Raw genomic sequence first — 18,664 nt, forward strand, 5'->3', positions numbered from 1 at the left:
ATCAAGGAAGGGATGGTAGTTGCCCGCTCAGTCGGCATAGGGGTCCGGGATGCCCAGGGTCGCGAGGGCCGCGATTTCGAGGGCTTCCATCGCCTCGGCCTCGGTGTTCCCGAGTTCGTGGTCCTGTCCGACAAGGTGCAAGGTCCCATGGACGAGGAGGTGGGCGAGGTGATTCTGGAGCGGCTTTCCCTGCTCCGCACTTTCGCGCACCATCGTCTCGTAGGCAAGGACCACATCGCCGAGGGGGGCGGGCGCCCCCGGCGGCAGGGGCTGCGGCGCGGCCGGAAAAGACAGCACGTTCGTGGGCTTATCCTTGCCGCGCCACGTCTTGTTGAGATCCTGGACCGTCGCGTCGTCCGCGAGCAGCACGCTAACCTCAAGGTTGCCCGCAGGCTTCTCGGGGGCGATGGCGAGCCCCGCCTCCACCGCCCGCAGCACGAGCGATTCGAGATCGGGGATCGCGTTGTCCCAGCGGTCGTCCTCGACCGCGAGGTCGATGTCGTGGTCGGGCATCAGGCGAGGGGCCGGCGGCGGGGGTTCGGATTGCGGTCGGCCTCGGCCTCGCCGTGGGAGGCGTGCTCGTAGGCGGTGACGATCCGGCGAACGAGGTCGTGGCGCACCACGTCCACGTCCTTGAACACGACGCGGCCGATGCCCTCGACCCCGTTGAGGACCGAGACGGCCTCCACCAGCCCGGATTTCTGGCCCGGCGGCAGGTCGATCTGGCTCGGATCGCCGGTCACGATCATCCGCGAGCCCTCGCCCAGGCGGGTGAGGAACATCTTCATCTGCATGGAGGTGGTGTTCTGCGCCTCATCGAGGAGCACCACCGCGTTGGTCAGCGTGCGTCCGCGCATGAAAGCCAGCGGCGCGATCTCGATCTGGCCGGTCTGCAACCCGCGATCGACGTGGCGCGCTTCCATGAAATCGTACAGCGCATCGTAGATCGGGCGCAGATACGGATCGACCTTCTCGCGCATGTCGCCCGGCAGGAAGCCCAGCCGCTCGCCCGCCTCGACGGCGGGACGGGAGAGAATCAGCCGCTCGGCATGGCCCTGTTCGAGCAGCGACACCGCATGCCCCACGGCGAGCCATGTCTTGCCCGTGCCCGCCGGGCCCTCGGCGAAGACGAGTTCGTTGCTGCGCAGGGCCTTGATGTAGGCATCCTGCGCCGGGTTGCGCGCCCGCACCGCGCCCCGGCGACGGGTGGCGATCTGGTCGAAATGCGGGGTGTCGGTCTCGGCGGTGATTTCGGCCGCCGGGAACAGGTTCGCCTGCGCCGTCGATTCGCGGATCGCGCCATCGACATCGCCGAGGCTCAGCGTACCGCCACCGGTTCGCACGCGGGCGTACAATTTCTGAAACACCCGCCGGGCCTTCTCGGCGGCATCCGGCGGACCCTTGATGACGAGGTGGTTGCCGAGCGCCGTCGCGGTGATGCCGAGCCGCCGCTCGATATGGGCGACGTTCTGGTCGTATTGGCCGAAGACGAGGCTCGCGAGCCGGTTGTCGTCGAAGGTCAGCGGAACCTCGACCGCCTCGTCCATGCCGGGCCTCCCGAATCCGGGGGGCCGCCCGCGCAGGGGGTTGCCCCCGCGTCCACCGTCCGCCGCGCTCAAGCGTTGTCTCTCACGTCAGGCATCCTCACGCGGCGGCGGCCTCGGGGAGGCGTTCACCGAACAGGCTGTTGGCCCCGGCCTCGGTGATCCGAACCGGCACGATCCGTCCGATATGGTCCTGCGGAGCGTCGAACTGCACTGCCAGGAGGTGCGGCGTCTTGCCTGCCACCTGTCCGGGGTAGCGCCCGGCCTTCTCGACCAGCACGTCGAACACCTGCCCCACCGCCTCCCGCTGGTAGGCGTGGCGACGGGCGTCGAGCACGCGCTGCAACTCGGTCAGCCGCTCGGACATCACGGCCTCCGGCACATGGTCCGTGCGGTCCGCCGCAGGGGTGCCGGGGCGGGGGCTGTACTTGAAGGAGAAGGCGCTCTCGAAGCCGATGTCGCGCACCAGCGCGAGGGTGTCGGCGAAGTCGGCGTCGGTCTCGCCGGGGAAGCCGACGATGAAGTCCGACGACAGGGCGATATCGGGCCGCGCGGCGCGCACCCGGTCGACCAGCCGGCGGTACTGATCCGCCGTGTGCTTGCGGTTCATCGCGGCCAGGATCCGGTCAGCGCCCGACTGCACCGGCAGATGCAGGTAGGGCATCAGCGCCGGGATCTCGGCGTGGGCCCGCACGAGGTCGTCCGCGAAGTCATTCGGGTGGCTCGTCGTGTAGCGGATGCGCGCGATGCCGGGGAGGCGCGCCACCTCCCGCACCAGCGCCGCGAGGCCGACGGGACCGCCCTCCGCGCCCTCGCCGTGATAGGCGTTGACGTTCTGGCCGATCAGGGTGATCTCGCGCACCCCGCCCGCCGCGAGGCGCTGCGCCTCCGCGAGCACGGCGGCGACCGGGCGGGATACCTCGGCGCCGCGCGTGTAGGGCACCACGCAGAAGGCGCAGAACTTGTCGCAGCCCTCCTGCACCGTCAGGAAGGCCGACGAGCCGAGGTTGCGCCGCGCGGGCAGGTGATCGAACTTGTCCTCGATGGGGAATTCGGTGTCCACGACGCGGCCGCCCCGCGCCAGAAGCTCCGGCAGGCGGTGGTAGCTCTGCGGGCCAACCACCACGTCCACGGCGGGCTGGCGGGCCTGGATCTCGGCGCCCTCGGCCTGCGCGACGCAGCCGGCCACGACGATGCGCGTGTCGAGTCCCTGGGCGCGCCGCTCCTGCTTCAGCACGCGCAGCCGGCCGAGTTCGGAATAGACCTTTTCCGCCGCCTTCTCACGGATGTGGCAGGTGTTCAGCACCACCACGTCCGCGTCCTCGACGCTGTCCGTGGCGGTGTAGCCCTCGGCGCCCAGCACGTCAGCCATGCGGGCCGCGTCGTAGGCGTTCATCTGGCAGCCGTAGGACTTGACGTAGGCTTTCTTCAACGGGCCGGGTTCCGGTTCGGGGCGGGCAATCCCGGGGGGCTCTAGCACAGAAATCGCGCTCGGTCAGGCGGCGGACAATCCACCCATCGTCCCGAGATCGGAGGCCGGCGCCGGGCTGGCGGCGGGTTCGCGGCCCGCGCGGCCGGTCACGACTCCCTGGATCGCCCGGCGCACCTCGTCCTCGGCGGCGGCGGTGGCCACCTTCCGGTCGCTGTCCGCCTCGAACAGGATCGGCGCGCCCCAGACGACGTGCACGTCGATGGGGCCGCCTTGCACGAAGGTGGCGAGGTGCGGCGCCAACTCCATGTCGCCGTACCACGCGATCTCGGCCCGCTCCGAGCGGACGACCGGCAGGCCGTTGCGCTTCGGATAGGTGATCGCCAGCGGCTGGAGCCGCACCCGGCCGCGTTCCCCTTCGGCCTGTAGGGCGGCCCTCGCGGCGCCGACGAGGGAGGAGCGGAAAGGCAGGAGCCGCGTGCCGTCGCCGGTCGTGCCCTCCGCGAACAGCACGACGAGTTCGCCCCCGGCCAGCCGGTGCCCCATGGCCGCGCTGACGGTGGCGGTGGCGCCCCGGCGGGCGCGGTCGATGAACAGGGTCCGCTGCAGCACGGCGAGATGGCCGATCACCGGCCAGCCGGCGATCTCGGACTTCGCCACGAAGGAGAGCGGCCGCAGCGAGCCGATGGCGATGATGTCGAGCCAGGAGACGTGGTTCGCCAGGACCAGGGCGGGCTCGCCCGGCGCGGGCGGCGTGCCGGTCTGCGTCACGCGCACCGAGAACAGCCACAGGAAGACCCGGTGGAACAGCATCGGCACGAAGCCGGACGGGCGCTTCAGGACCCTGAGCACGATGAGATGCGGCGGCCAGATCACCGCGAAGGCCAGCGCGAGGCAGGCGAGCCGGAGGACGAGGCCGACGCGGCTCACGCGTTCACAGCTCGGCCGACATGGTGAGGGCGGTGGCGCGGCTTCCGTCGGCCTTGGTGTAATAGCCCGTCCGGGCGCCGACCTGCTCGAAGCCCAACCGCCGGTAGAGCTTCAGGGCCGGTTGGTTGCCCTCATCGACTTCGAGATGCACCCGGCGCGTCCCGCTGAGGGCGAGGCCGTTCAGGTGCTCCCGTAGCAGCCCACGGGCATGGCCGCCGCCGCGCAGGGGAGGGGCCACGACGACGGTGAGGATCTCCGCCTCGTCGGCGGCCCGCCGGGACAGGACGAAGCCCTGCAACGTCCCCGAGCGAAAGAGGCCGTGCGCGAAGCTCGACCGCTCGCACAGGATGCGCTCGAATTCGTGGCTCTCCCAGGGGCGGGCGAAGGCGGTGGCGTGGATCCGCGCAAGGGCGGGGGATTGCGAGGCATCCGTCAGCGGCGCCACGCTCGGCGGCGGCGTCAGGGCGTCCCACCACGCCATCCACCATTCCATCGGCCAGAAGGGGAAAGCGGGGCGATTCATTGTCGGGCGACCCGGGCGTGGTCCTGCGGGCGCGCATCCGGCCCACGGAGATAAAGGGGACGCGGCAGGGCGTGGGCGGGATCGGCGACCATGCCGAGTTGCGCCACGGCGGCGATATCGGGCGCGCCCGTCCCGGCGATGCTGGCCGCGATGCCGCGCGCGGACAGGGCCTGCGCCACGAGGGGCGCGCCGGAGCCGGTGAGGATGACGGGTCCGGCCCCGAGCCGCGCGGCCGCCTCCTCCACCGGGAGGTAGACCGGCGCCAGCGTCTCGCCGCTCGCCGTCGTCAGGGCCTGGACGTAGACGGCCCCGTGCCGGGCATCGATGGCCGCAACGAGGGTGCCCTCGCCGGGATCGGCGAGCAGCGGCGCGAGCAGGGCCGAAAGGGTGCCGACGCCGACCACCGGCCGATCGACCGCGAGCCCGATGGCCCGCGCCGCCGAGAGGCCGACGCGCAGGCCGGTGTAGCTGCCGGGCCCGACGGTGACGGCGATCCTGTCGAGGGATTCGAAGCCGCCGTCGATGCGCGCCATCACCCGCTCGATCAGCGGCAGCAGCGCCTCGGCATGGCCGCGCGCCATCGGCAGCGATTCCGAGGCCAGCGGCTCGGGCTCGCTGCCCTTCATCACGCAGGCGGCGCAGACATCCAGCGCCGTATCGATGGCCAGTACTCGCACGTCCACTCCCGTCGCGCCCTGTGGCGCGGACGGTATGGCATAAAACGAAACCGCCGCACCGTCAGCGCCGTCCGGCGGCTTCTCCCACTGTCAGATCACGAGTGTTGCCGGCTTGCGCCGGCTCGACCCTCAGACCGCCTGGACTTCGCGCACATCCGGCAGGAAGTGGCGGAACAGGTTCTGCACGCCGTGGCGCAGGGTGGCCGTGGAGGATGGGCAGCCGGAGCACGCACCCTTCATCTCCAGGTAGACGATGCCGTCCTTGTAGCCACGGAAGGTGATGTCGCCGCCGTCGCCGGCCACGGCCGGGCGGACGCGCGTCTCGAGGAGGTCCTTGATCGTCACCACGGTGTCGTGGTCCGCCGCGTCGTAGAATTCCTCGCCGGCCTCGTCATGGGCGTCGGCGGCGCCCTCGGCCAGGACCGGGGCACCGGACTGGAAGTGCTCCATGATCGCGCCGAGCACGGCCGGCTTCACCTGCGGCCATTCCGACCCGTCCTCGGCCTTCGTCACCGAGATGAAGTCGTGCCCGAAATAGACGCCGGAGACGCCCGGCACGCCGAACAGCGCGGAGGCGAGGGGCGAGCGGGCGGCGGCCTGGGCGTCGCGCGCCTCGAAGGTCGAGTCGGACAGAACCACCCGGCCGGGCAGGAACTTCAGGGTGGCGGGATTCGGGGTCGCTTCGGTCTGGATGAACATCGGAGGCTCCGCTGCGCCGGTTCAAGGCCGGCGGGGGGAAGGGTGTCGCGCGCCGTCATCGGCGCTGCGCATCATGTGGACCGCGCGCCGGATTTTCACAACCGCGCCGGCCGCGCAGGTTTAACCGCCTCTTAACCAGCCGGCGGGATCGTCCGACCCATGGCGCTCTCCGGCGCGGTCGGCACCGGCCCGCCGGGAGAGAGTGCAGGATCACGGCCCCGCCGTGCCCCGACCCCAGGCGGTCGCGGTGGCATCGGGTCCGTCCGGAGACCCGATATGCAGATCACCGAGCAGGCCGTCCGCGAGCGCGCCTATTACATCTGGGAAGGCGAAGGCCGCGTCCATGGCCGCGCCGACATCCACTGGATGCGCGCCGAAGCCGAGCTGACGGTCGTCGAGCCCGCCAAGAAGCCGGCCCGCAAGGCGGCCGCCAAGCCGGTGGTTGAGAAGACCGTCGTCGAGAAACCCGCCGCCGCTGCGAAGCCCGTCGCCGCCAAGAAGGCCGCCGTGGCCGCGACCCCCGCGAGCAAGATCGCCAAGCCGAAGGCCACCGCCGGCGCAGCTGTCGCCGCCGCCGCGGTCAAGGCGAAGCCGGCCCGCAGCCGCGCCGCCATGCACTGAGAATCGGCCCCATCGCCGATCCTGCGAGAGGCCCGCCCCGCCGAGGGGTGGGCCTCCGTCGTTTCGGGGGCAGGAACGTCGCCGCCCGGCTGGGGTTGTCCGCGCTCATGGGTAGGCAGCCGGTGGTGCGATGCGGGCGGTGATCTTCGATATCGACGGGACGCTGCTGAACAGCGTCGATCTCCACGCCAAGGCCTGGGTCGAGGCCTTCCGGCATTTCGGCGTCGAGACGAAGGAGGCCGAGGTCCGCAGCCAGATCGGCAAGGGCGGCGACCAGCTGATGCCGATCTTCCTGTCGAAGGAACGGATCGAAAAGGACGGCAAGGAAATCGAGAGCTACCGCTCCGACCTGTTCAAGCGCGAATACCTCGACAAGGTGAAGCCGTTCCCCGCCGTGCGGCCCCTGTTCGAACGCCTGAGGCAAGAGGGCCTGACCGTCGCGCTGGCCTCTTCGGGCAAGAAGGACGAGGTGAAGCACTATCAGGAGCTGCTGGGCATCGCCGATCTGATCGATGTCGCGACGAGTTCGGACGACGCGGAACGCTCCAAGCCCCATCCCGATATCTTCCAGGCGGCCATCGACAAGCTCGACGGCATCGCCCCGGAGGACATGATCGTCGTCGGCGATACGCCCTACGACGCCGAGGCCGCCGCCAAGGCGGGCCTGCGGACCATCGGCGTCCTGTGCGGGGGATTCCCCGAAGGCGATCTGAAGAAAGCGGGCTGCATCGCGATCTACCGCGACCCGCAACACCTGCTGGACTCGTTCAACGACACACTCCTGTCGCGGAAGTAGTGCGATTTTTGCGCACTTGGCCCGCGCCGCATGCAAGCGCCGGGATTGCCCGACGCTATCCGCAGCCGATGCGAGATGGCTTAACCAATTACGCGCAATCTGGTTTTCCACGCATCGCGCGTCGCGTGGTGGCGCCGCGCGGCTGTGGCTTCGCGGCGACTCCTTCCAACGCCGGCTATGGAAAACTCGCGGATGGGGTGGCGCCGGGCGGGCGAAAGGTTTAGCGACCCGCCCGCCCCTGGAATCCTTCATAGGACCGCCGCGCATGATTCACCTCCGCGAACACGCGAACGAGCCATGCTACAGCTCCCGCAGCCGCAGCCTTGCGGAGCAGATCGCCGACGCGGTCCGCAACCGCACCACGCCGCTCAGCCAATTGCTGCGGTTGATGTCGGCGGTCGATGCGCAGGGTGGTGATGCCAGCCTGAAGCAGCTTCTACGCACCCGGATCGGCGCGCCGCTGGACGCCTGAGGGCGTTACCGCGTGCGGTGACGCCGCGCGCGCTTGCGTGATCCTTTGGCCTTGCCGTCGATGCGGGCCATGCACGCGTAGTAGATTCCCTTGCCAAGCTCCTCGATGGGCAGGTTCCGGGGGTTGGGAGTCGAGAAGACGCGGGCCTTGGCCTCACCGCGACAGGCGGCGTCTTCCGGGCTTTGAATCGGCGGCTCCGCCCGGGCGATTCCGACTCCGAAGGCGGCCAGAGCCGCTAGGCCGAATGTGACGCGATAGCCCGTTCCGATTCGTTTCATGTCGTTCGCTGGCCGCTCCCTCTTGCACGCAAGATAGTCCCTTCACGGCAACGGTGAAGCTTTTCGCGACGAAAAATGTTCGCGGGCTCGACCAAATCAGTCGCTACGCAGCGCACAAAAGAAAACCGCCCGCAAAGCGGGCGGCGATTTGGTGCGTGATAGAGCCGTAATGTGCTGGACCGGGCCCGGATGAACCGGGCCAGCGCGCAATTAGCGCTTGGTCTTGGCCTTCGCCTTGCGGGCCGCGTAGCGCGCATCGCGCAGGGCCTTCTTGGCTTCCAGCTCGGCGGACTTCCGCTCCTGATAGGCAGCGAGTTCCGCGGCCTCACGGGCGAGCTTGGCGGCGAGTTCGGTTTCCTCGCGGAGACGCTTCTCCTCGGCAGCCTTGCGCTCGGTCTCGATCCGGGCGGTCTCGCGCTCGCGGGCGCGCTCGTCACGGGCGCGGGCGACTTCGGCGCGCGCCTGGGCCCGGGCCTGGACCTCGGGGTCATCCGACGGAGGGCGGGCCTTGAACTTGGCCAACAGGGCAGCCTTGGCGGCTGCGGAGCTCTCGCGACGGTCGTTGAAGTTCCTGTAGTCGAATGCGCTCATCGGGCCTTTCTCTTGGGTGCGTCACGCGTCTCGCGGGGACGGCCGGCTCGAATCCGCCGGTCAGCGAAGCTGGTGACCGATCCTCACGTCGTCCCCGAGACGCGGGATCCTCTCGAACCATCGAACACAGTCGATGGTTCGACCCGAGCGCTCGCGCGAAAGCAAGCGTTCGGGTCGAACCAAAATCGGGAGCAGCGAGCCCTTCGCACGCTCTCCTTACGGAATGCAACCGGCCCCCGGTGCAATGGGCCGGGCCACCGCAACAAAAGCCGTGAATCCTTTGAAAGTTTCGACGCCAGATGCCGAAAAGCCTCAGAGCGTCACGCGGAAGCGGCCCAGGACCTGCGCGGAGCCGCGTCCGTCGCCCGTGCCAAGTACATGCGAGAAATGGGGCGCCGGGCGCCGCCCGGCAAGGCAATGAGCACTGTGCGCGAGCAGCGAAAGCAACGTAGGTGCCTCATGGCGGGCATTCTGTGCGAAAAGTTACATGCGACCGGTCACAAAGTCGCCAACGGATACATGGCGCCGGGAAAGGCCCGTCCAACATGCCTAAAAGCTAGGCAGCAGAGCCCGCTGCCTTGATCGGGCTCGCTGGCGACGGCGCCAGACCGGTTGGCCGGGGGTTTGCATGATGGCTGTCCCGACCGGGCATGACAGGCCCGGGGCCAGGAGCAGACCCCTTTCTCATGACCGTCGTTCTTCCCAAACTGGGCGCCCGTGCGGCGCTGGCTGGCGCCCTGCTGCTCGCCGCGACCTCCGCGAGCCTTGCGCAGGGCACGCTGCGCATCGGTATGACCGCGTCCGACATCCCCCTCACCACCGGTCAGACCGACAATGGCGGCGAGGGCATGCGCTTCATGGGCTACACGGTCTATGACGGGCTCATCAATTGGGACCTCTCCAGCGCCACCAAGGCGTCGGACCTCGTGCCGGGCCTCGCCGAAAGCTGGGCGGTCGACGCGAACGACAAGACCAAGTGGGTCTTCAAGCTCCGCCCCGGCGTGAAATTCCATGACGGCTTGGATTTCACCGCCGACGCCGTGGTCTGGAACCTCGACAAGCTCCTGAAGGCGGACGCCCCCCAATACGATCCGCGCCAATCGGCCCAGGGCAAGACGCGCATCCCCTCCGTGGCGAGCTACAAGGTCGTTGATCCGCTGACCGTCGAGATCGTCACCAAGGCGCCGGACGCGACGCTGCCCTACCAGATCGCCTGGGTGATGATGTCCTCGCCCGCCCAGTGGGAAAAGCTCGGGAAGTCATGGGACGAGTTCGCCAAGCATCCCTCCGGCACCGGCCCGTGGAAGCTCACGCTGTTCGCCCCGCGCGAGCGCGCCGAGATGGTGCCGAACTCCGCCTACTGGGACAAGAACCGCGTTCCGAAGCTCGACAAGCTCGTGCTGGTGCCCCTCCCGGAGGCCAATGCCCGTGTCGCGGCCCTGCGCTCCGGTCAGGTCGACTGGATCGAGGCGCCGGCGCCGGATGCCGTCGCCTCCCTGAAGGGCGCGGGCTTCACCATCGTCACTAACGCCTACCCGCATAACTGGACGTGGCACCTCTCCCGCGTCGAGGGCTCGCCCTGGAACGACATCCGCGTCCGCAAGGCGGTGAATCTCGCCATCGACCGCGACGGGATGAAGGAACTGCTCGGCGGCCTCTCGATCCCGGCCAAGGGCTTCATGCCCCCCGGCCACCAATGGTTCGGCAAGCCGACCTTCGACGTGAAGTACGATCCCGAAGCGGCCAAGAAGCTCCTCGCCGAGGCCGGCTACAGCACGGCGAAGCCGTTGAAGCTCAAGGTGGCGATCTCGGCCTCAGGCTCCGGCCAGATGCAGCCGCTGCCGATGAACGAGTTCGTCCAGCAGAACCTCGCCGATGTCGGCGTGCAGGTCGAATATCAGGTCGTGGAGTGGAACACGCTCATCAACATCTGGCGGGCCGGCGCCAAGGCCGACATCTCGCGCGGCGTCAGCGCGATCAACTACTCGTACTTCATCCAGGACCCCTTCACCGGCTTCATCCGGCACCTGCAATGCAACCTCGCGCCGCCGAACGGCACCAACTGGGGGTATTACTGCGACCCGGCGATGGACAAGCTGTTCGATCAAGTCCGCAACACCTTCAACAAGGATGAGCAGGAGAAGGTCTTGCAGAAGGTCCACGAGAAGTACGTCGATGACGCCGTGTTCGTGATGATCACGCACGACGTGAATCCCCGCGCCATGAGCCCGAAGGTGAAGGGCTTCGTCCAGGCGCAGAACTGGTTCCAGGACTTCTCCAACATCACCATGGCCACCGCCGGTCGGTGAAGACGAACGACCCTCCCCCCACCGGGGGAGGGTGTCCCTGGTGGTCAGATCGGTCCCATGCTCCTCTACATCCTGAAACGCCTCGTCACCGTCACCCCCGTCGCGTTCGGGGTAAGCATCGTGTGTTTCCTCCTCGTCCATCTCGCCCCCGGCGATCCGCTCAGCGCCGTGCTGCCGGCCGATGCCACTCAGCAGACCATCGACGAGATGCGCGCGGCCTACGGGTTCGATAAGCCGCTGCCGATCCAATACGCGATCTGGCTGTGGCACGTGCTCCATGGCGACCTCGGCGTGTCCATCGCCACCGGGCGCCCCGTCGCGCAGGAGGTCGGCCGCGCGGTCGTCAATTCGCTGATCCTCGCGAGCGTCGCGACGTTGATCGGCTTCACCTTCGGTGTGTTCTTCGGCTTCGTCGCCGGATACCGCCGCAACTCCATTCTCGACCGGGTGGCCTCGGCCCTCTCGGTCTTCGGCGTGAGCGTGCCGCATTACTGGCTCGGCATGGTGCTGGTGATCGTGTTCTCGGCCACCCTCGGCTGGCTGCCGCCGACGGGGGCGGGGCCGGACGGCTCCGGCAACTGGCGGCCGGATCTCGATCACCTGCGCTACATCATCCTCCCCGCCGTCACGATGGCGGTGATCCCGATGGGCATCATCGCCCGCACGGTGCGGGCGCTCGTCGCCGACATCCTATCCCAGGATTTCGTGGAGGCGCTGCGCGCCAAGGGCCTCAGCGAGTTCGGCGTGTTCAAGCACGTGGTGCGCAACGCCGCGCCGACCGCGCTCGCCATCATGGGCCTGCAGCTCGGCTACCTGCTCGGCGGCTCGATCCTCATCGAGACCGTGTTCGCGTGGCCGGGCACCGGCTTCCTCCTCAACGCGGCGATCTTCCAGCGCGACCTGCCCCTGCTGCAGGGCTCGATCCTCGTGCTGGCGATGTTCTTCGTCGCCCTCAACCTCATCGTGGACGTGATGCAGACCGCCCTCGATCCGCGCATCGAGCGCGCCTGAGACAGGAGGAACGGCCATGACTGCCCCCCTCACTGCCGGCTCCGTCGCCCTCGACGGCAATATCACCGCCGCCCCCGATGCGCCGGAGGCCTTCATCGCCTCCCGGGGCTTCTGGGGCCATGTCGGGCATCGGCTGGTGCGCGATCCCGTCGCGATGGCGGCCGGCATCCTCATCGTGATCGTCATCGCCATCGCGATCCTGTCGCCGTGGATCACGCCGATGGACCCGTACAAGGGCTCCATGCTGCGCCGGCTGAAGCCGGTGGGCGACGCGACCTACTGGCTGGGCTCGGACGAGCTCGGCCGCGACATGATCAGCCGGCTGATGCTCGGCTCGCGGCTGTCGCTGTTCATGGGCGTCACGCCTGTGCTGATCGCGTTCGTGATCGGCTCCGGCATCGGCATCCTCGCCGGCTATGTCGGCGGCTGGACGAATACGATCCTGATGCGCACCATCGACGTGTTCTTCGCCTTCCCCTCGGTGCTGCTGGCCATCGCCCTCTCCGGGGCGCTGGGGGCCGGCATCTTCAACTCGATCGTCTCGCTCACCTGCGTGTTCGTGCCCCAGATCGCCCGCGTGGCCGAGAGCGTCACCACCGGCATCCGGCGGCGGGACTATATCGACGCGGCCAAGCTTTCCGGCGCCTCGGCCTTCACCATCATGCGGGTGCAGGTGCTCGGCAACGTGATCGGGCCGATCTTCGTCTACTCGACCAGCCTCATCTCCGTGTCGATGATCCTCGCCTCGGGCCTGTCCTTCCTCGGTCTGGGCGTGCGCCCGCCGGAGCCGGAATGGGGCCTCATGCTCAACACCCTGCGCACGGCGATCTACGTGAACCCCGTCGTGGCGGCCCTGCCGGGCCTCGCGATCTTCATCGTGTCGATCTCCTTCAACCTGTTCTCGGACGGGCTGCGCAGCGCCATGGAGATCCGCCAGTGAGCGTCATCCCGAACGGCCCCGATCCCTTCGCCACCGACCGGGGCGGCCCCGCCCAGCCGCTGCTCTCCGTCTCCGGCCTGTTCAAGCACTTCCCCGTCCGCAAGGGCACCGGCCCGAAGCGGGTGGTGCACGCCGTCGATGGCGTCGATTTCGACGTGCTGAAGGGCGAGACGCTGGGCATCGTCGGCGAATCCGGCTGCGGCAAGTCCACGACGGCCAAGCTCATCATGGGCCTGATCGAGCGCGATTCCGGCGAGATGCTCTACGACGGACAGCCCATCGGCGAGCGGGCCATGCCCTGGCGCAGCTACCGGCGGCAGGCACAGATGGTGTTCCAGGATTCCTACGCCTCGCTGAATCCACGCATGACGGTGGAGCAATCCATCGCCTTCGGGCCGAAGGTGAACGGCGTGCCCGGCCGTCAGGCGGTGGAGCGCGCCCGTGCCCTGCTCGCCCGCGTCGGCCTGGAGCCGAAGCGCTTCGCCGGCCGCTACCCGCACGAGATTTCCGGCGGCCAGCGGCAGCGGGTGAACATCGCCCGCGCGCTGGCGCTCGAACCGCGCCTCGTGCTGCTGGACGAGGCCGTCTCGGCCCTCGACAAGTCGGTGGAGGCGCAGGTGCTGAACCTGCTCCTCGACCTTAAGGCCGAGTTCGGCCTCACCTACATCTTCATCAGCCACGACCTGAACGTCGTGCGCTTCATCTCCGACCGGGTGATGGTGATGTATCTCGGCCGTGTCGCCGAGATCGGCCCGTCGGACCAGGTGCTCGCCGCGCCCTCGCACCCCTACACGCAGGCGCTGCTGGCCTCGATGCCCTCCCTCGACCCCGACAACCGGACGCAGGAAGCCCTGCTCGCGGGCGATCCGCCGAACCCGATCGATCCGCCCTCCGGCTGCCGCTTCCACCCCCGCTGCACCCTGGCCGAGGGCGTCTGTTCGGCGGTCGAGCCGCCGCTCTCTCCCGTCATGCCCCTGCATCGCGTCGCCTGCCTTGCCCGCCAGCCGGGTTCGGGCCATTCGGCCGCCCCCTCGGAGACCATCGCGGCATGAGCACGGCACAGGCACGGGACGGCGCGGCCGTCGAACTGTCCGGCCTGCGGGTCGCCTTCGGCAAGACGCAGGTGGTCGATGGCGTCGACCTCAAGGTCGAACGCGGGCAGGCCCTGGCGCTGATCGGCGAATCCGGTTCCGGCAAGAGCGTCACGCTCCGCTCGATCCTGCGGCTGTTCCCGGCCGGGCGCAGCCGGATCGAGGGCAAGATCCTGGCGGCGGGCAAGGACGTGCTCGCCCTCGACACGAAGGCGCTGTCGCATTTCCGGGGCGGCGACGTCTCGATGATCTTCCAGGAGCCGTTGCTCGCCTTCGATCCGGTCTACACGGTGGGCCGGCAGATCACCGAATCGATCCAGCGCCACGAGAAGATCTCGTCCAAGGATGCGCGGGCGCGGGCGCTCGCCCTGTTCGAGCGGGTCCGCATCCCGAGCCCGGAGCGGCGCCTCGACAATTACCCACACGAGATGTCGGGCGGGATGCGGCAGCGGGCGATGATCGCCCTGGCGCTCGCCTGCCGGCCGCAGGTGCTGCTCGCCGACGAGCCGACCACGGCGCTCGACGCCACGGTGCAGATTCAGGTTCTGCTCCTGCTGCGCGAGTTGCAGCGGGATCTCGGCCTGTCCATCGTCATCGTCACGCACGATCTCGGCGCGGCGGTCGAGGTCGCGGACCGGATCGCGGTGATGTACGCGGGCAAGATCGTGGAGGTCGGCACCGCCAAGGAGATCGTGCGCGATCCGCACCATCCCTACACGATCGGCCTCCTGCGCAGCCGCGCCGAGGGCGCGATGGACAAGGGCAGCCGCCTCCAGACCATCCCCGGAAGCCCGCCCGACCTCGCCAACCGTCCGCCGGGCTGCCCCTTCGCGCCGCGCTGCTTCCTCGCAGAAGACCGTTGCCGGAAGGAGATGCCGCCGGAAGTGGAACTCTCGCCCGGCCATCGGGCGGCCTGCTGGTTCACCGACGAGGCCTCGTCCGCCTACCGCGCCGGCCCGCAGCCGGTGGCGGTGGAAATGGCCTGATCGGCTACGATGCGCCGATGAGCCAAACCGATTCGTCCGAGCGTCTGAACGAGTACGGCCAGCCCATAGGGCCGGCGCTGCCGGACTGGACGCCCCGTCCCCATCCACCGCGCACGCCGATGCGCGGTCGGTTCTGCCACGTCGTGCCCCTCGACCCGGCGGCCCATGCGGCGAAGCTCTACGCGCTGTTCCAGGCGGCGCCCGACCGGCGCAGCTGGACCTACCTGATGGACGACCTCCCAGAGACGGAGGCCGCGTTCCGCGAGCGCCTGGACCGGCAGGCGGCGGGGGACGACCCGCTGTTCCACACCATCCTCGACGCGCAATCGGGCGATCCGCTTGGCATCGCCTCGTATCTCCGGATCGACCCGGCCAATGGGGTGATCGAGGTCGGCCATCTGCATTTCGGCCCGAGCCTGCAGCGCAAGCCGGCGGCGACGGAGGCCATGGCGCTCATGATGGCCCGCGCCTTCGATGAGCTCGGCTACCGCCGCTACGAGTGGAAATGCGACAGCCTCAACGCCCCCTCGCGGGCAGCGGCCCTGCGCTACGGCTTCGCGTTCGAGGGCATCTTCCGCAAGGCGGTGGTGGTGAAGGGCCGCTCGCGGGACACGGCGTGGTACGCCGTGACCGACGCGGACTGGCCGCGCGTGAGGGACGCCTTTGCCGCATGGCTCGCCCCGGAGAACTTCGACGCCGAGGGGCGTCAGCGTCGAAGCCTCGCGGAGATTCGCGGCTGACGGCCCTTATCGCCCGGTGGCGAGGAACCGGTCGGCGCTGCGCAGCCCCAGCGCCATGATCGTCAGCGCCGGGTTGGCAGCCAGCGAACTCGGGAAGGTCGAGCCGTCGCTGATCCACAGGTTGTCGATCTCGAAGCTCCGGCCGAACGGATCGACCACCGCCGTGTCGCCGTCATGGCCCATCCGGCAAGTGCCGATCGTGTGGGCCACCCGCTCCAGCACCCAGATGTCCTCGGCGCCCGCCGCCTCCCACAGGTCGCGCATCACCTTAATGGCGTGGGCGTTCAGCCGCTCCTCGTTGGCGGAGTAGCCGAAGTCGATCTGGGCCTTACGCATCCCCCGCGCATCGACCTCGTCCGACAGGGTCAGGACGTTGGCGTCGCAGGGCAGCGTCTCGCCGTTGATGCCGATTCCGGCGAGGTGATTGTAGCGGCCGAGATAGTCGGTGAGCGCCTTGCCCCACAGGCCGCGCCCGCGCGCGACGGCATTGCCGAAGGTCAGGGGCACCACGCCGAGGCTCTGGATCAGGTAGCCGCCCGCGAAGTCGGCCCCCTCGGCGCGGATGAAATCCTCGGTGATGAGCGAGGAGGGGTAGCCCCGATTCATCCGCACCTCGTGGTCGAAGGTGCCCCAGACCTGCGTCGCCACATGGCCCATGTAGTTGCGCCCGACCTGCCTGCTGCCGTTGGCGAGGTCGTTGTGCAGCAGCAGGCGGGGCGTCTCGACGGCGCCCGCGCAGAGGAAGACCGCCCGGCAGCGCTGGCGCGTCTCGCGTCCCGCGTGGCTGTAGATCACCGCCGAGATCCGCCCATCGGCCCCGCGCTCGAAGCCGGTGACGAAGCATTCCGGCCGGATCTCGGCGCCGTGCGCGACCGCGAGCGGCAGGTAGGTCACGTCCATGCTCGCCTTGGCGCCGTTGCGGCAGCCCTGGTGGCAGAAGCCGCAATTGATGCAGCCATGGCGCAGGGGCCCGTCCTCGGACTGGAACTCGCGCGAAACCAGGGCGGCGGGCGCATCCGCCCAGCGGATGCCCCGGCTGTCGCAGGCGCCGGCCATGAGGTCGGCCGGGCCGTTCCGCTGGACCGGCGGCAGCGGATAGCGTCGGCCGGCATCCCACGGATAGGTCGGCGGGCCGGAGACGCCGAGAAAGCCTTCGACCCGCTCGTAATACGGCACGAGGTCGGCGTGTTCGAGGGGCCAGTCGACACCCTCGCCGCTCTCCGTGAACAGGCGCAGGTCGCGGGGATCGGCGCGGGGGACGAAGGCGCCCCAATGCAGCGTCGAGCCGCCGACTCCGGTGCCGCTGTTGTTGGCGCCGAAGGCCTCCGGCGTCGAGCCGCCGCTCAGGCGCTCGTCGGTCCAGTAGATTTCGTCGGCCAGGGTTTCATCGAAGGCGAACTTTTCGGGCCGGAAGTTCGGCCCGGCCTCCAGGGCGACGACAGACAGGCCCGACGCCGCCAGCTTGGCGATGACGGGGGCGCCGCCGGCCCCGGTGCCGATCACCACGACATCGACCGTGTCGCCCTCGGCGTAAGTCCGCATGGAATCGAGGTTCATCGTGCGGACTCCGAGGAGCGCGGCTCCCAGCTTTCAGGGGAATCGAGGCCGGTGCTGTGGAAGCCCGGCAGGCCGGCGGCCAGGGGCTCGGGGCTGTCGCCGCCCGCGCCGATGCCGGAGAAGCCGATGCTGGCGAGCGCCGCCGGATGGGTGAGATAGAGGCGCACGGCATCCGCCCGCACATCCTCGAACCAGAAGCGCATCCGGTCGGCATCGAGGCGGCCTCCGAGCGAATCCGGCACCGACAGTTCGCCCTTCTGCGCCAGAGTCAGGAACGCGTCCTGCCCCGCCTCGTCCAGCGCCACGAAGGGGCGTTCGTGGGCGGCCCGCGCCGCCGCATCCAGCGTGCGGAGCGCGGCCTGATAGGCCTGCGCATCGGGCGGCAGGGCGACGAAGCGCCAGCCATCGCCGCCACCGGAGGCCAGCCGCGCATCGAGCCGCGCCGCGATGTCGAGGCCCGGCACGGGCAGCACCCGCGCGAAGACCGCCCGCAGGATCGCGAGTTCCACCGCATCCAGCGCCTTCGGCGCGTAGGCCGGATCGTCGGGCTCGGCCCGCTGGCGGAGGGTTTCGCGCAGGCGGGAATTCACCCGGTCGGAGGCGATCAGCGTGGCGTAATCAGCCGGGACGGGGAGGGTTTTCGGCTCGGCGGAAGCGGGCATGGGCTCGCGGAGCAGGCGGGCCAGCTCTTCCGGCTTCTCCATCGGCAGGAGATGGGCGACGCCCTCCACCGTGACGAGCCATCCGTTCGGCAGATGCGGCATGGTCAGCGCCGTCTGGGCGTCGGCGCCGAGATCGGCATCCTCCGACCCGGCGAGAACGAGGGCCGGCATCCGCAGCGTGCCGACGCGGCGGCAGTGATCCTCGTTCGACCCGGAATTCAACCAAGCCTTCCAGGCCTCGGGGGCGGCGCGGAGAACGTCCTCGACCGCCCCGTCCTCAGCCTCGGCCGTGAGATTGGCAGCGACGTTGGCGCGCACGAACGCGCGGGCCTCCTTGGCGCGGGTCTCGTCGTCGGCGTCGATCCACGCGAGCATCTTGGCGCGGCGATCCTCGGGGATCGGCTCCGGGCTCGGCGGCGAGCCGGAGATCAGCACGAGGCCAGAGAGCCCTGCCAGCCGATCATCGCCGTCCTCGGCACGCCGGGCGAGGGCGAGGGCGACCTTGGCGCCCATGCTGTGGCCGGCGATGCGGAACGGGCCCGGCGCGGCGGCAACGATGGCCTCCGTCACCGCGTCGGCCATGGCGTCGATGCCGTATCCCGTATCGCCGCGCGCCGCGCCGAAGCCCGGCAGGTCGATGGGGACGAGACGCAACGTCCCGTCGAGGGCTCGCGCGAGAGCCTCCCAGCTTCGGGTACTTCCACCTAAAAAGTGAAGGCAGAATAGAGTGTCTGGGGGGCGTCCGGTCATCAGCCGGACATCGCGCGAGCTTAACCGAGTTCAAGCCGGTGCGACATCGCAGGATGGA

At 69.4% G+C, this 18,664-nt stretch carries 20 protein-coding genes; 9 read left to right on the top strand and 11 right to left on the bottom strand.

The window, feature by feature from the left end; translation table 11 throughout:
• Positions 1-27: 27 nt before the first annotated feature.
• The 7 genes from ybeY to ACXJ1Y_RS00780 form a co-directional block, all read right to left on the bottom strand.
• Complete coding sequence (gene ybeY / locus ACXJ1Y_RS00750; RefSeq protein WP_463848293.1) at positions 28-513, bottom strand: rRNA maturation RNase YbeY; 486 nt, start codon at positions 511-513, stop codon at positions 28-30.
• Complete coding sequence (locus ACXJ1Y_RS00755; RefSeq protein WP_463848294.1) at positions 513-1,547, bottom strand: PhoH family protein; 1,035 nt, start codon at positions 1,545-1,547, stop codon at positions 513-515. Before ACXJ1Y_RS00755 ends, ybeY begins: the two co-directional genes overlap by 1 nt.
• A gap of 97 nt (positions 1,548-1,644) precedes the next feature.
• Entirely contained in the window at positions 1,645-2,976 is a 1,332-nt protein-coding gene (gene miaB, locus ACXJ1Y_RS00760; protein WP_463848295.1) for a tRNA (N6-isopentenyl adenosine(37)-C2)-methylthiotransferase MiaB, read from the bottom strand.
• 63 nt (positions 2,977-3,039) lie between these two features.
• Complete coding sequence (locus ACXJ1Y_RS00765; RefSeq protein ID WP_463848296.1) at positions 3,040-3,903, bottom strand: lysophospholipid acyltransferase family protein; 864 nt, start codon at positions 3,901-3,903, stop codon at positions 3,040-3,042.
• A 4-nt stretch (positions 3,904-3,907) separates the two neighbouring features.
• Positions 3,908-4,426, bottom strand: coding sequence for a GNAT family N-acetyltransferase (locus ACXJ1Y_RS00770; RefSeq protein ID WP_463848297.1), 519 nt, complete (start codon positions 4,424-4,426; stop codon positions 3,908-3,910).
• The gene (gene tsaB / locus ACXJ1Y_RS00775; RefSeq protein WP_463848298.1) at positions 4,423-5,103 is read right to left on the bottom strand and encodes a tRNA (adenosine(37)-N6)-threonylcarbamoyltransferase complex dimerization subunit type 1 TsaB; all 681 of its coding nucleotides are present in this window, start codon (positions 5,101-5,103) and stop codon (positions 4,423-4,425) included. Before tsaB ends, ACXJ1Y_RS00770 begins: the two co-directional genes overlap by 4 nt.
• Positions 5,104-5,232: 129 nt before the next feature.
• Positions 5,233-5,802, bottom strand: a complete 570-nt coding sequence (locus tag ACXJ1Y_RS00780; RefSeq protein ID WP_463848299.1) for a NifU family protein — start codon at positions 5,800-5,802, stop codon at positions 5,233-5,235.
• A 276-nt stretch (positions 5,803-6,078) separates the two neighbouring features.
• On the opposite strand from ACXJ1Y_RS00780, the gene ACXJ1Y_RS00785 reads away from it, so the two are divergent.
• From ACXJ1Y_RS00785 to ACXJ1Y_RS00795, 3 genes are all read left to right on the top strand, one after another.
• Positions 6,079-6,423: a DUF2934 domain-containing protein gene (locus ACXJ1Y_RS00785; RefSeq protein WP_463848300.1), complete on the top strand. Its 345-nt coding sequence runs from the start codon at positions 6,079-6,081 to the stop codon at positions 6,421-6,423.
• Between the two features lie 130 nt (positions 6,424-6,553).
• The gene (locus ACXJ1Y_RS00790; protein ID WP_463848301.1) at positions 6,554-7,219 is read left to right on the top strand and encodes an HAD family hydrolase; all 666 of its coding nucleotides are present in this window, start codon (positions 6,554-6,556) and stop codon (positions 7,217-7,219) included.
• A gap of 265 nt (positions 7,220-7,484) precedes the next feature.
• Positions 7,485-7,691, top strand: a complete 207-nt coding sequence (locus tag ACXJ1Y_RS00795) for a hypothetical protein (protein WP_463848302.1) — start codon at positions 7,485-7,487, stop codon at positions 7,689-7,691.
• Positions 7,692-7,696: 5 nt separating this feature from the next.
• Here ACXJ1Y_RS00795 and ACXJ1Y_RS00800 read toward each other — a convergent pair whose 3' ends face one another.
• Complete coding sequence (locus ACXJ1Y_RS00800; RefSeq protein ID WP_463848303.1) at positions 7,697-7,969, bottom strand: hypothetical protein; 273 nt, start codon at positions 7,967-7,969, stop codon at positions 7,697-7,699.
• Positions 7,970-8,179: 210 nt separating this feature from the next.
• Complete coding sequence (locus tag ACXJ1Y_RS00805) at positions 8,180-8,560, bottom strand: DUF6481 family protein (RefSeq protein WP_463848304.1); 381 nt, start codon at positions 8,558-8,560, stop codon at positions 8,180-8,182.
• Between the two features lie 686 nt (positions 8,561-9,246).
• On the opposite strand from ACXJ1Y_RS00805, the gene ACXJ1Y_RS00810 reads away from it, so the two are divergent.
• From ACXJ1Y_RS00810 to ACXJ1Y_RS00835, 6 genes are read left to right on the top strand one after another with little or no spacing between them, the layout of a single operon-like run.
• Positions 9,247-10,869, top strand: coding sequence for an ABC transporter substrate-binding protein (locus ACXJ1Y_RS00810; RefSeq protein ID WP_463848305.1), 1,623 nt, complete (start codon positions 9,247-9,249; stop codon positions 10,867-10,869).
• Between the two features lie 57 nt (positions 10,870-10,926).
• Positions 10,927-11,880 carry an ABC transporter permease gene (locus tag ACXJ1Y_RS00815; RefSeq protein ID WP_463848306.1) on the top strand — a complete coding sequence of 318 codons (954 nt, stop codon included), beginning with the start codon at positions 10,927-10,929 and terminating at the stop codon, positions 11,878-11,880.
• A gap of 16 nt (positions 11,881-11,896) precedes the next feature.
• Positions 11,897-12,820, top strand: a complete 924-nt coding sequence (locus tag ACXJ1Y_RS00820; RefSeq protein WP_463848307.1) for an ABC transporter permease — start codon at positions 11,897-11,899, stop codon at positions 12,818-12,820.
• Positions 12,817-13,872 (top strand): ABC transporter ATP-binding protein, encoded by a 1,056-nt coding sequence (locus ACXJ1Y_RS00825; protein WP_463848308.1) that lies wholly within the window; start codon positions 12,817-12,819, stop codon positions 13,870-13,872. Before ACXJ1Y_RS00820 ends, ACXJ1Y_RS00825 begins: the two co-directional genes overlap by 4 nt.
• Positions 13,869-14,897 (top strand): ABC transporter ATP-binding protein, encoded by a 1,029-nt coding sequence (locus ACXJ1Y_RS00830; RefSeq protein WP_342163264.1) that lies wholly within the window; start codon positions 13,869-13,871, stop codon positions 14,895-14,897. Before ACXJ1Y_RS00825 ends, ACXJ1Y_RS00830 begins: the two co-directional genes overlap by 4 nt.
• Before the next feature lie 17 nt (positions 14,898-14,914).
• Positions 14,915-15,637: a GNAT family N-acetyltransferase gene (locus tag ACXJ1Y_RS00835; RefSeq protein ID WP_463848309.1), complete on the top strand. Its 723-nt coding sequence runs from the start codon at positions 14,915-14,917 to the stop codon at positions 15,635-15,637.
• Positions 15,638-15,643: 6 nt separating this feature from the next.
• Here ACXJ1Y_RS00835 and ACXJ1Y_RS00840 read toward each other — a convergent pair whose 3' ends face one another.
• The gene (locus ACXJ1Y_RS00840) at positions 15,644-17,194 is read right to left on the bottom strand and encodes a GMC family oxidoreductase (RefSeq protein WP_463848310.1); all 1,551 of its coding nucleotides are present in this window, start codon (positions 17,192-17,194) and stop codon (positions 15,644-15,646) included.
• Complete coding sequence (locus ACXJ1Y_RS00845; protein WP_463848311.1) at positions 17,191-18,606, bottom strand: alpha/beta hydrolase; 1,416 nt, start codon at positions 18,604-18,606, stop codon at positions 17,191-17,193. Before ACXJ1Y_RS00845 ends, ACXJ1Y_RS00840 begins: the two co-directional genes overlap by 4 nt.
• Positions 18,607-18,664 lie beyond the last annotated feature (58 nt).

Source organism: Methylobacterium sp. TK26 (genome assembly GCF_055361565.1).

Bases quoted from the DNA above. Each gene is read 5' to 3' on its own strand.
- ACXJ1Y_RS00845 (WP_463848311.1), bottom strand. From the start codon at position 18,606: ATGACCGGACGCCCCCCAGACACTCTATTCTGCCTTCACTTTTTAGGT.
- ACXJ1Y_RS00820 (WP_463848307.1), top strand. From the start codon at position 11,897: ATGACTGCCCCCCTCACTGCCGGCTCCGTCGCCCTCGACGGCAATATC.
- ACXJ1Y_RS00810 (WP_463848305.1), top strand. From the start codon at position 9,247: ATGACCGTCGTTCTTCCCAAACTGGGCGCCCGTGCGGCGCTGGCTGGC.
- ACXJ1Y_RS00830 (WP_342163264.1), top strand. From the start codon at position 13,869: ATGAGCACGGCACAGGCACGGGACGGCGCGGCCGTCGAACTGTCCGGC.
- ACXJ1Y_RS00815 (WP_463848306.1), top strand. From the start codon at position 10,927: ATGCTCCTCTACATCCTGAAACGCCTCGTCACCGTCACCCCCGTCGCG.
- ACXJ1Y_RS00805 (WP_463848304.1), bottom strand. From the start codon at position 8,560: ATGAGCGCATTCGACTACAGGAACTTCAACGACCGTCGCGAGAGCTCC.
- ybeY (WP_463848293.1), bottom strand. From the start codon at position 513: ATGCCCGACCACGACATCGACCTCGCGGTCGAGGACGACCGCTGGGAC.
- ACXJ1Y_RS00785 (WP_463848300.1), top strand. From the start codon at position 6,079: ATGCAGATCACCGAGCAGGCCGTCCGCGAGCGCGCCTATTACATCTGG.
- ACXJ1Y_RS00755 (WP_463848294.1), bottom strand. From the start codon at position 1,547: ATGGACGAGGCGGTCGAGGTTCCGCTGACCTTCGACGACAACCGGCTC.
- ACXJ1Y_RS00770 (WP_463848297.1), bottom strand. From the start codon at position 4,426: ATGAATCGCCCCGCTTTCCCCTTCTGGCCGATGGAATGGTGGATGGCG.
- ACXJ1Y_RS00790 (WP_463848301.1), top strand. From the start codon at position 6,554: ATGCGGGCGGTGATCTTCGATATCGACGGGACGCTGCTGAACAGCGTC.
- ACXJ1Y_RS00840 (WP_463848310.1), bottom strand. From the start codon at position 17,194: ATGAACCTCGATTCCATGCGGACTTACGCCGAGGGCGACACGGTCGAT.
- ACXJ1Y_RS00800 (WP_463848303.1), bottom strand. From the start codon at position 7,969: ATGAAACGAATCGGAACGGGCTATCGCGTCACATTCGGCCTAGCGGCT.
- ACXJ1Y_RS00835 (WP_463848309.1), top strand. From the start codon at position 14,915: ATGAGCCAAACCGATTCGTCCGAGCGTCTGAACGAGTACGGCCAGCCC.
- ACXJ1Y_RS00795 (WP_463848302.1), top strand. From the start codon at position 7,485: ATGATTCACCTCCGCGAACACGCGAACGAGCCATGCTACAGCTCCCGC.
- ACXJ1Y_RS00780 (WP_463848299.1), bottom strand. From the start codon at position 5,802: ATGTTCATCCAGACCGAAGCGACCCCGAATCCCGCCACCCTGAAGTTC.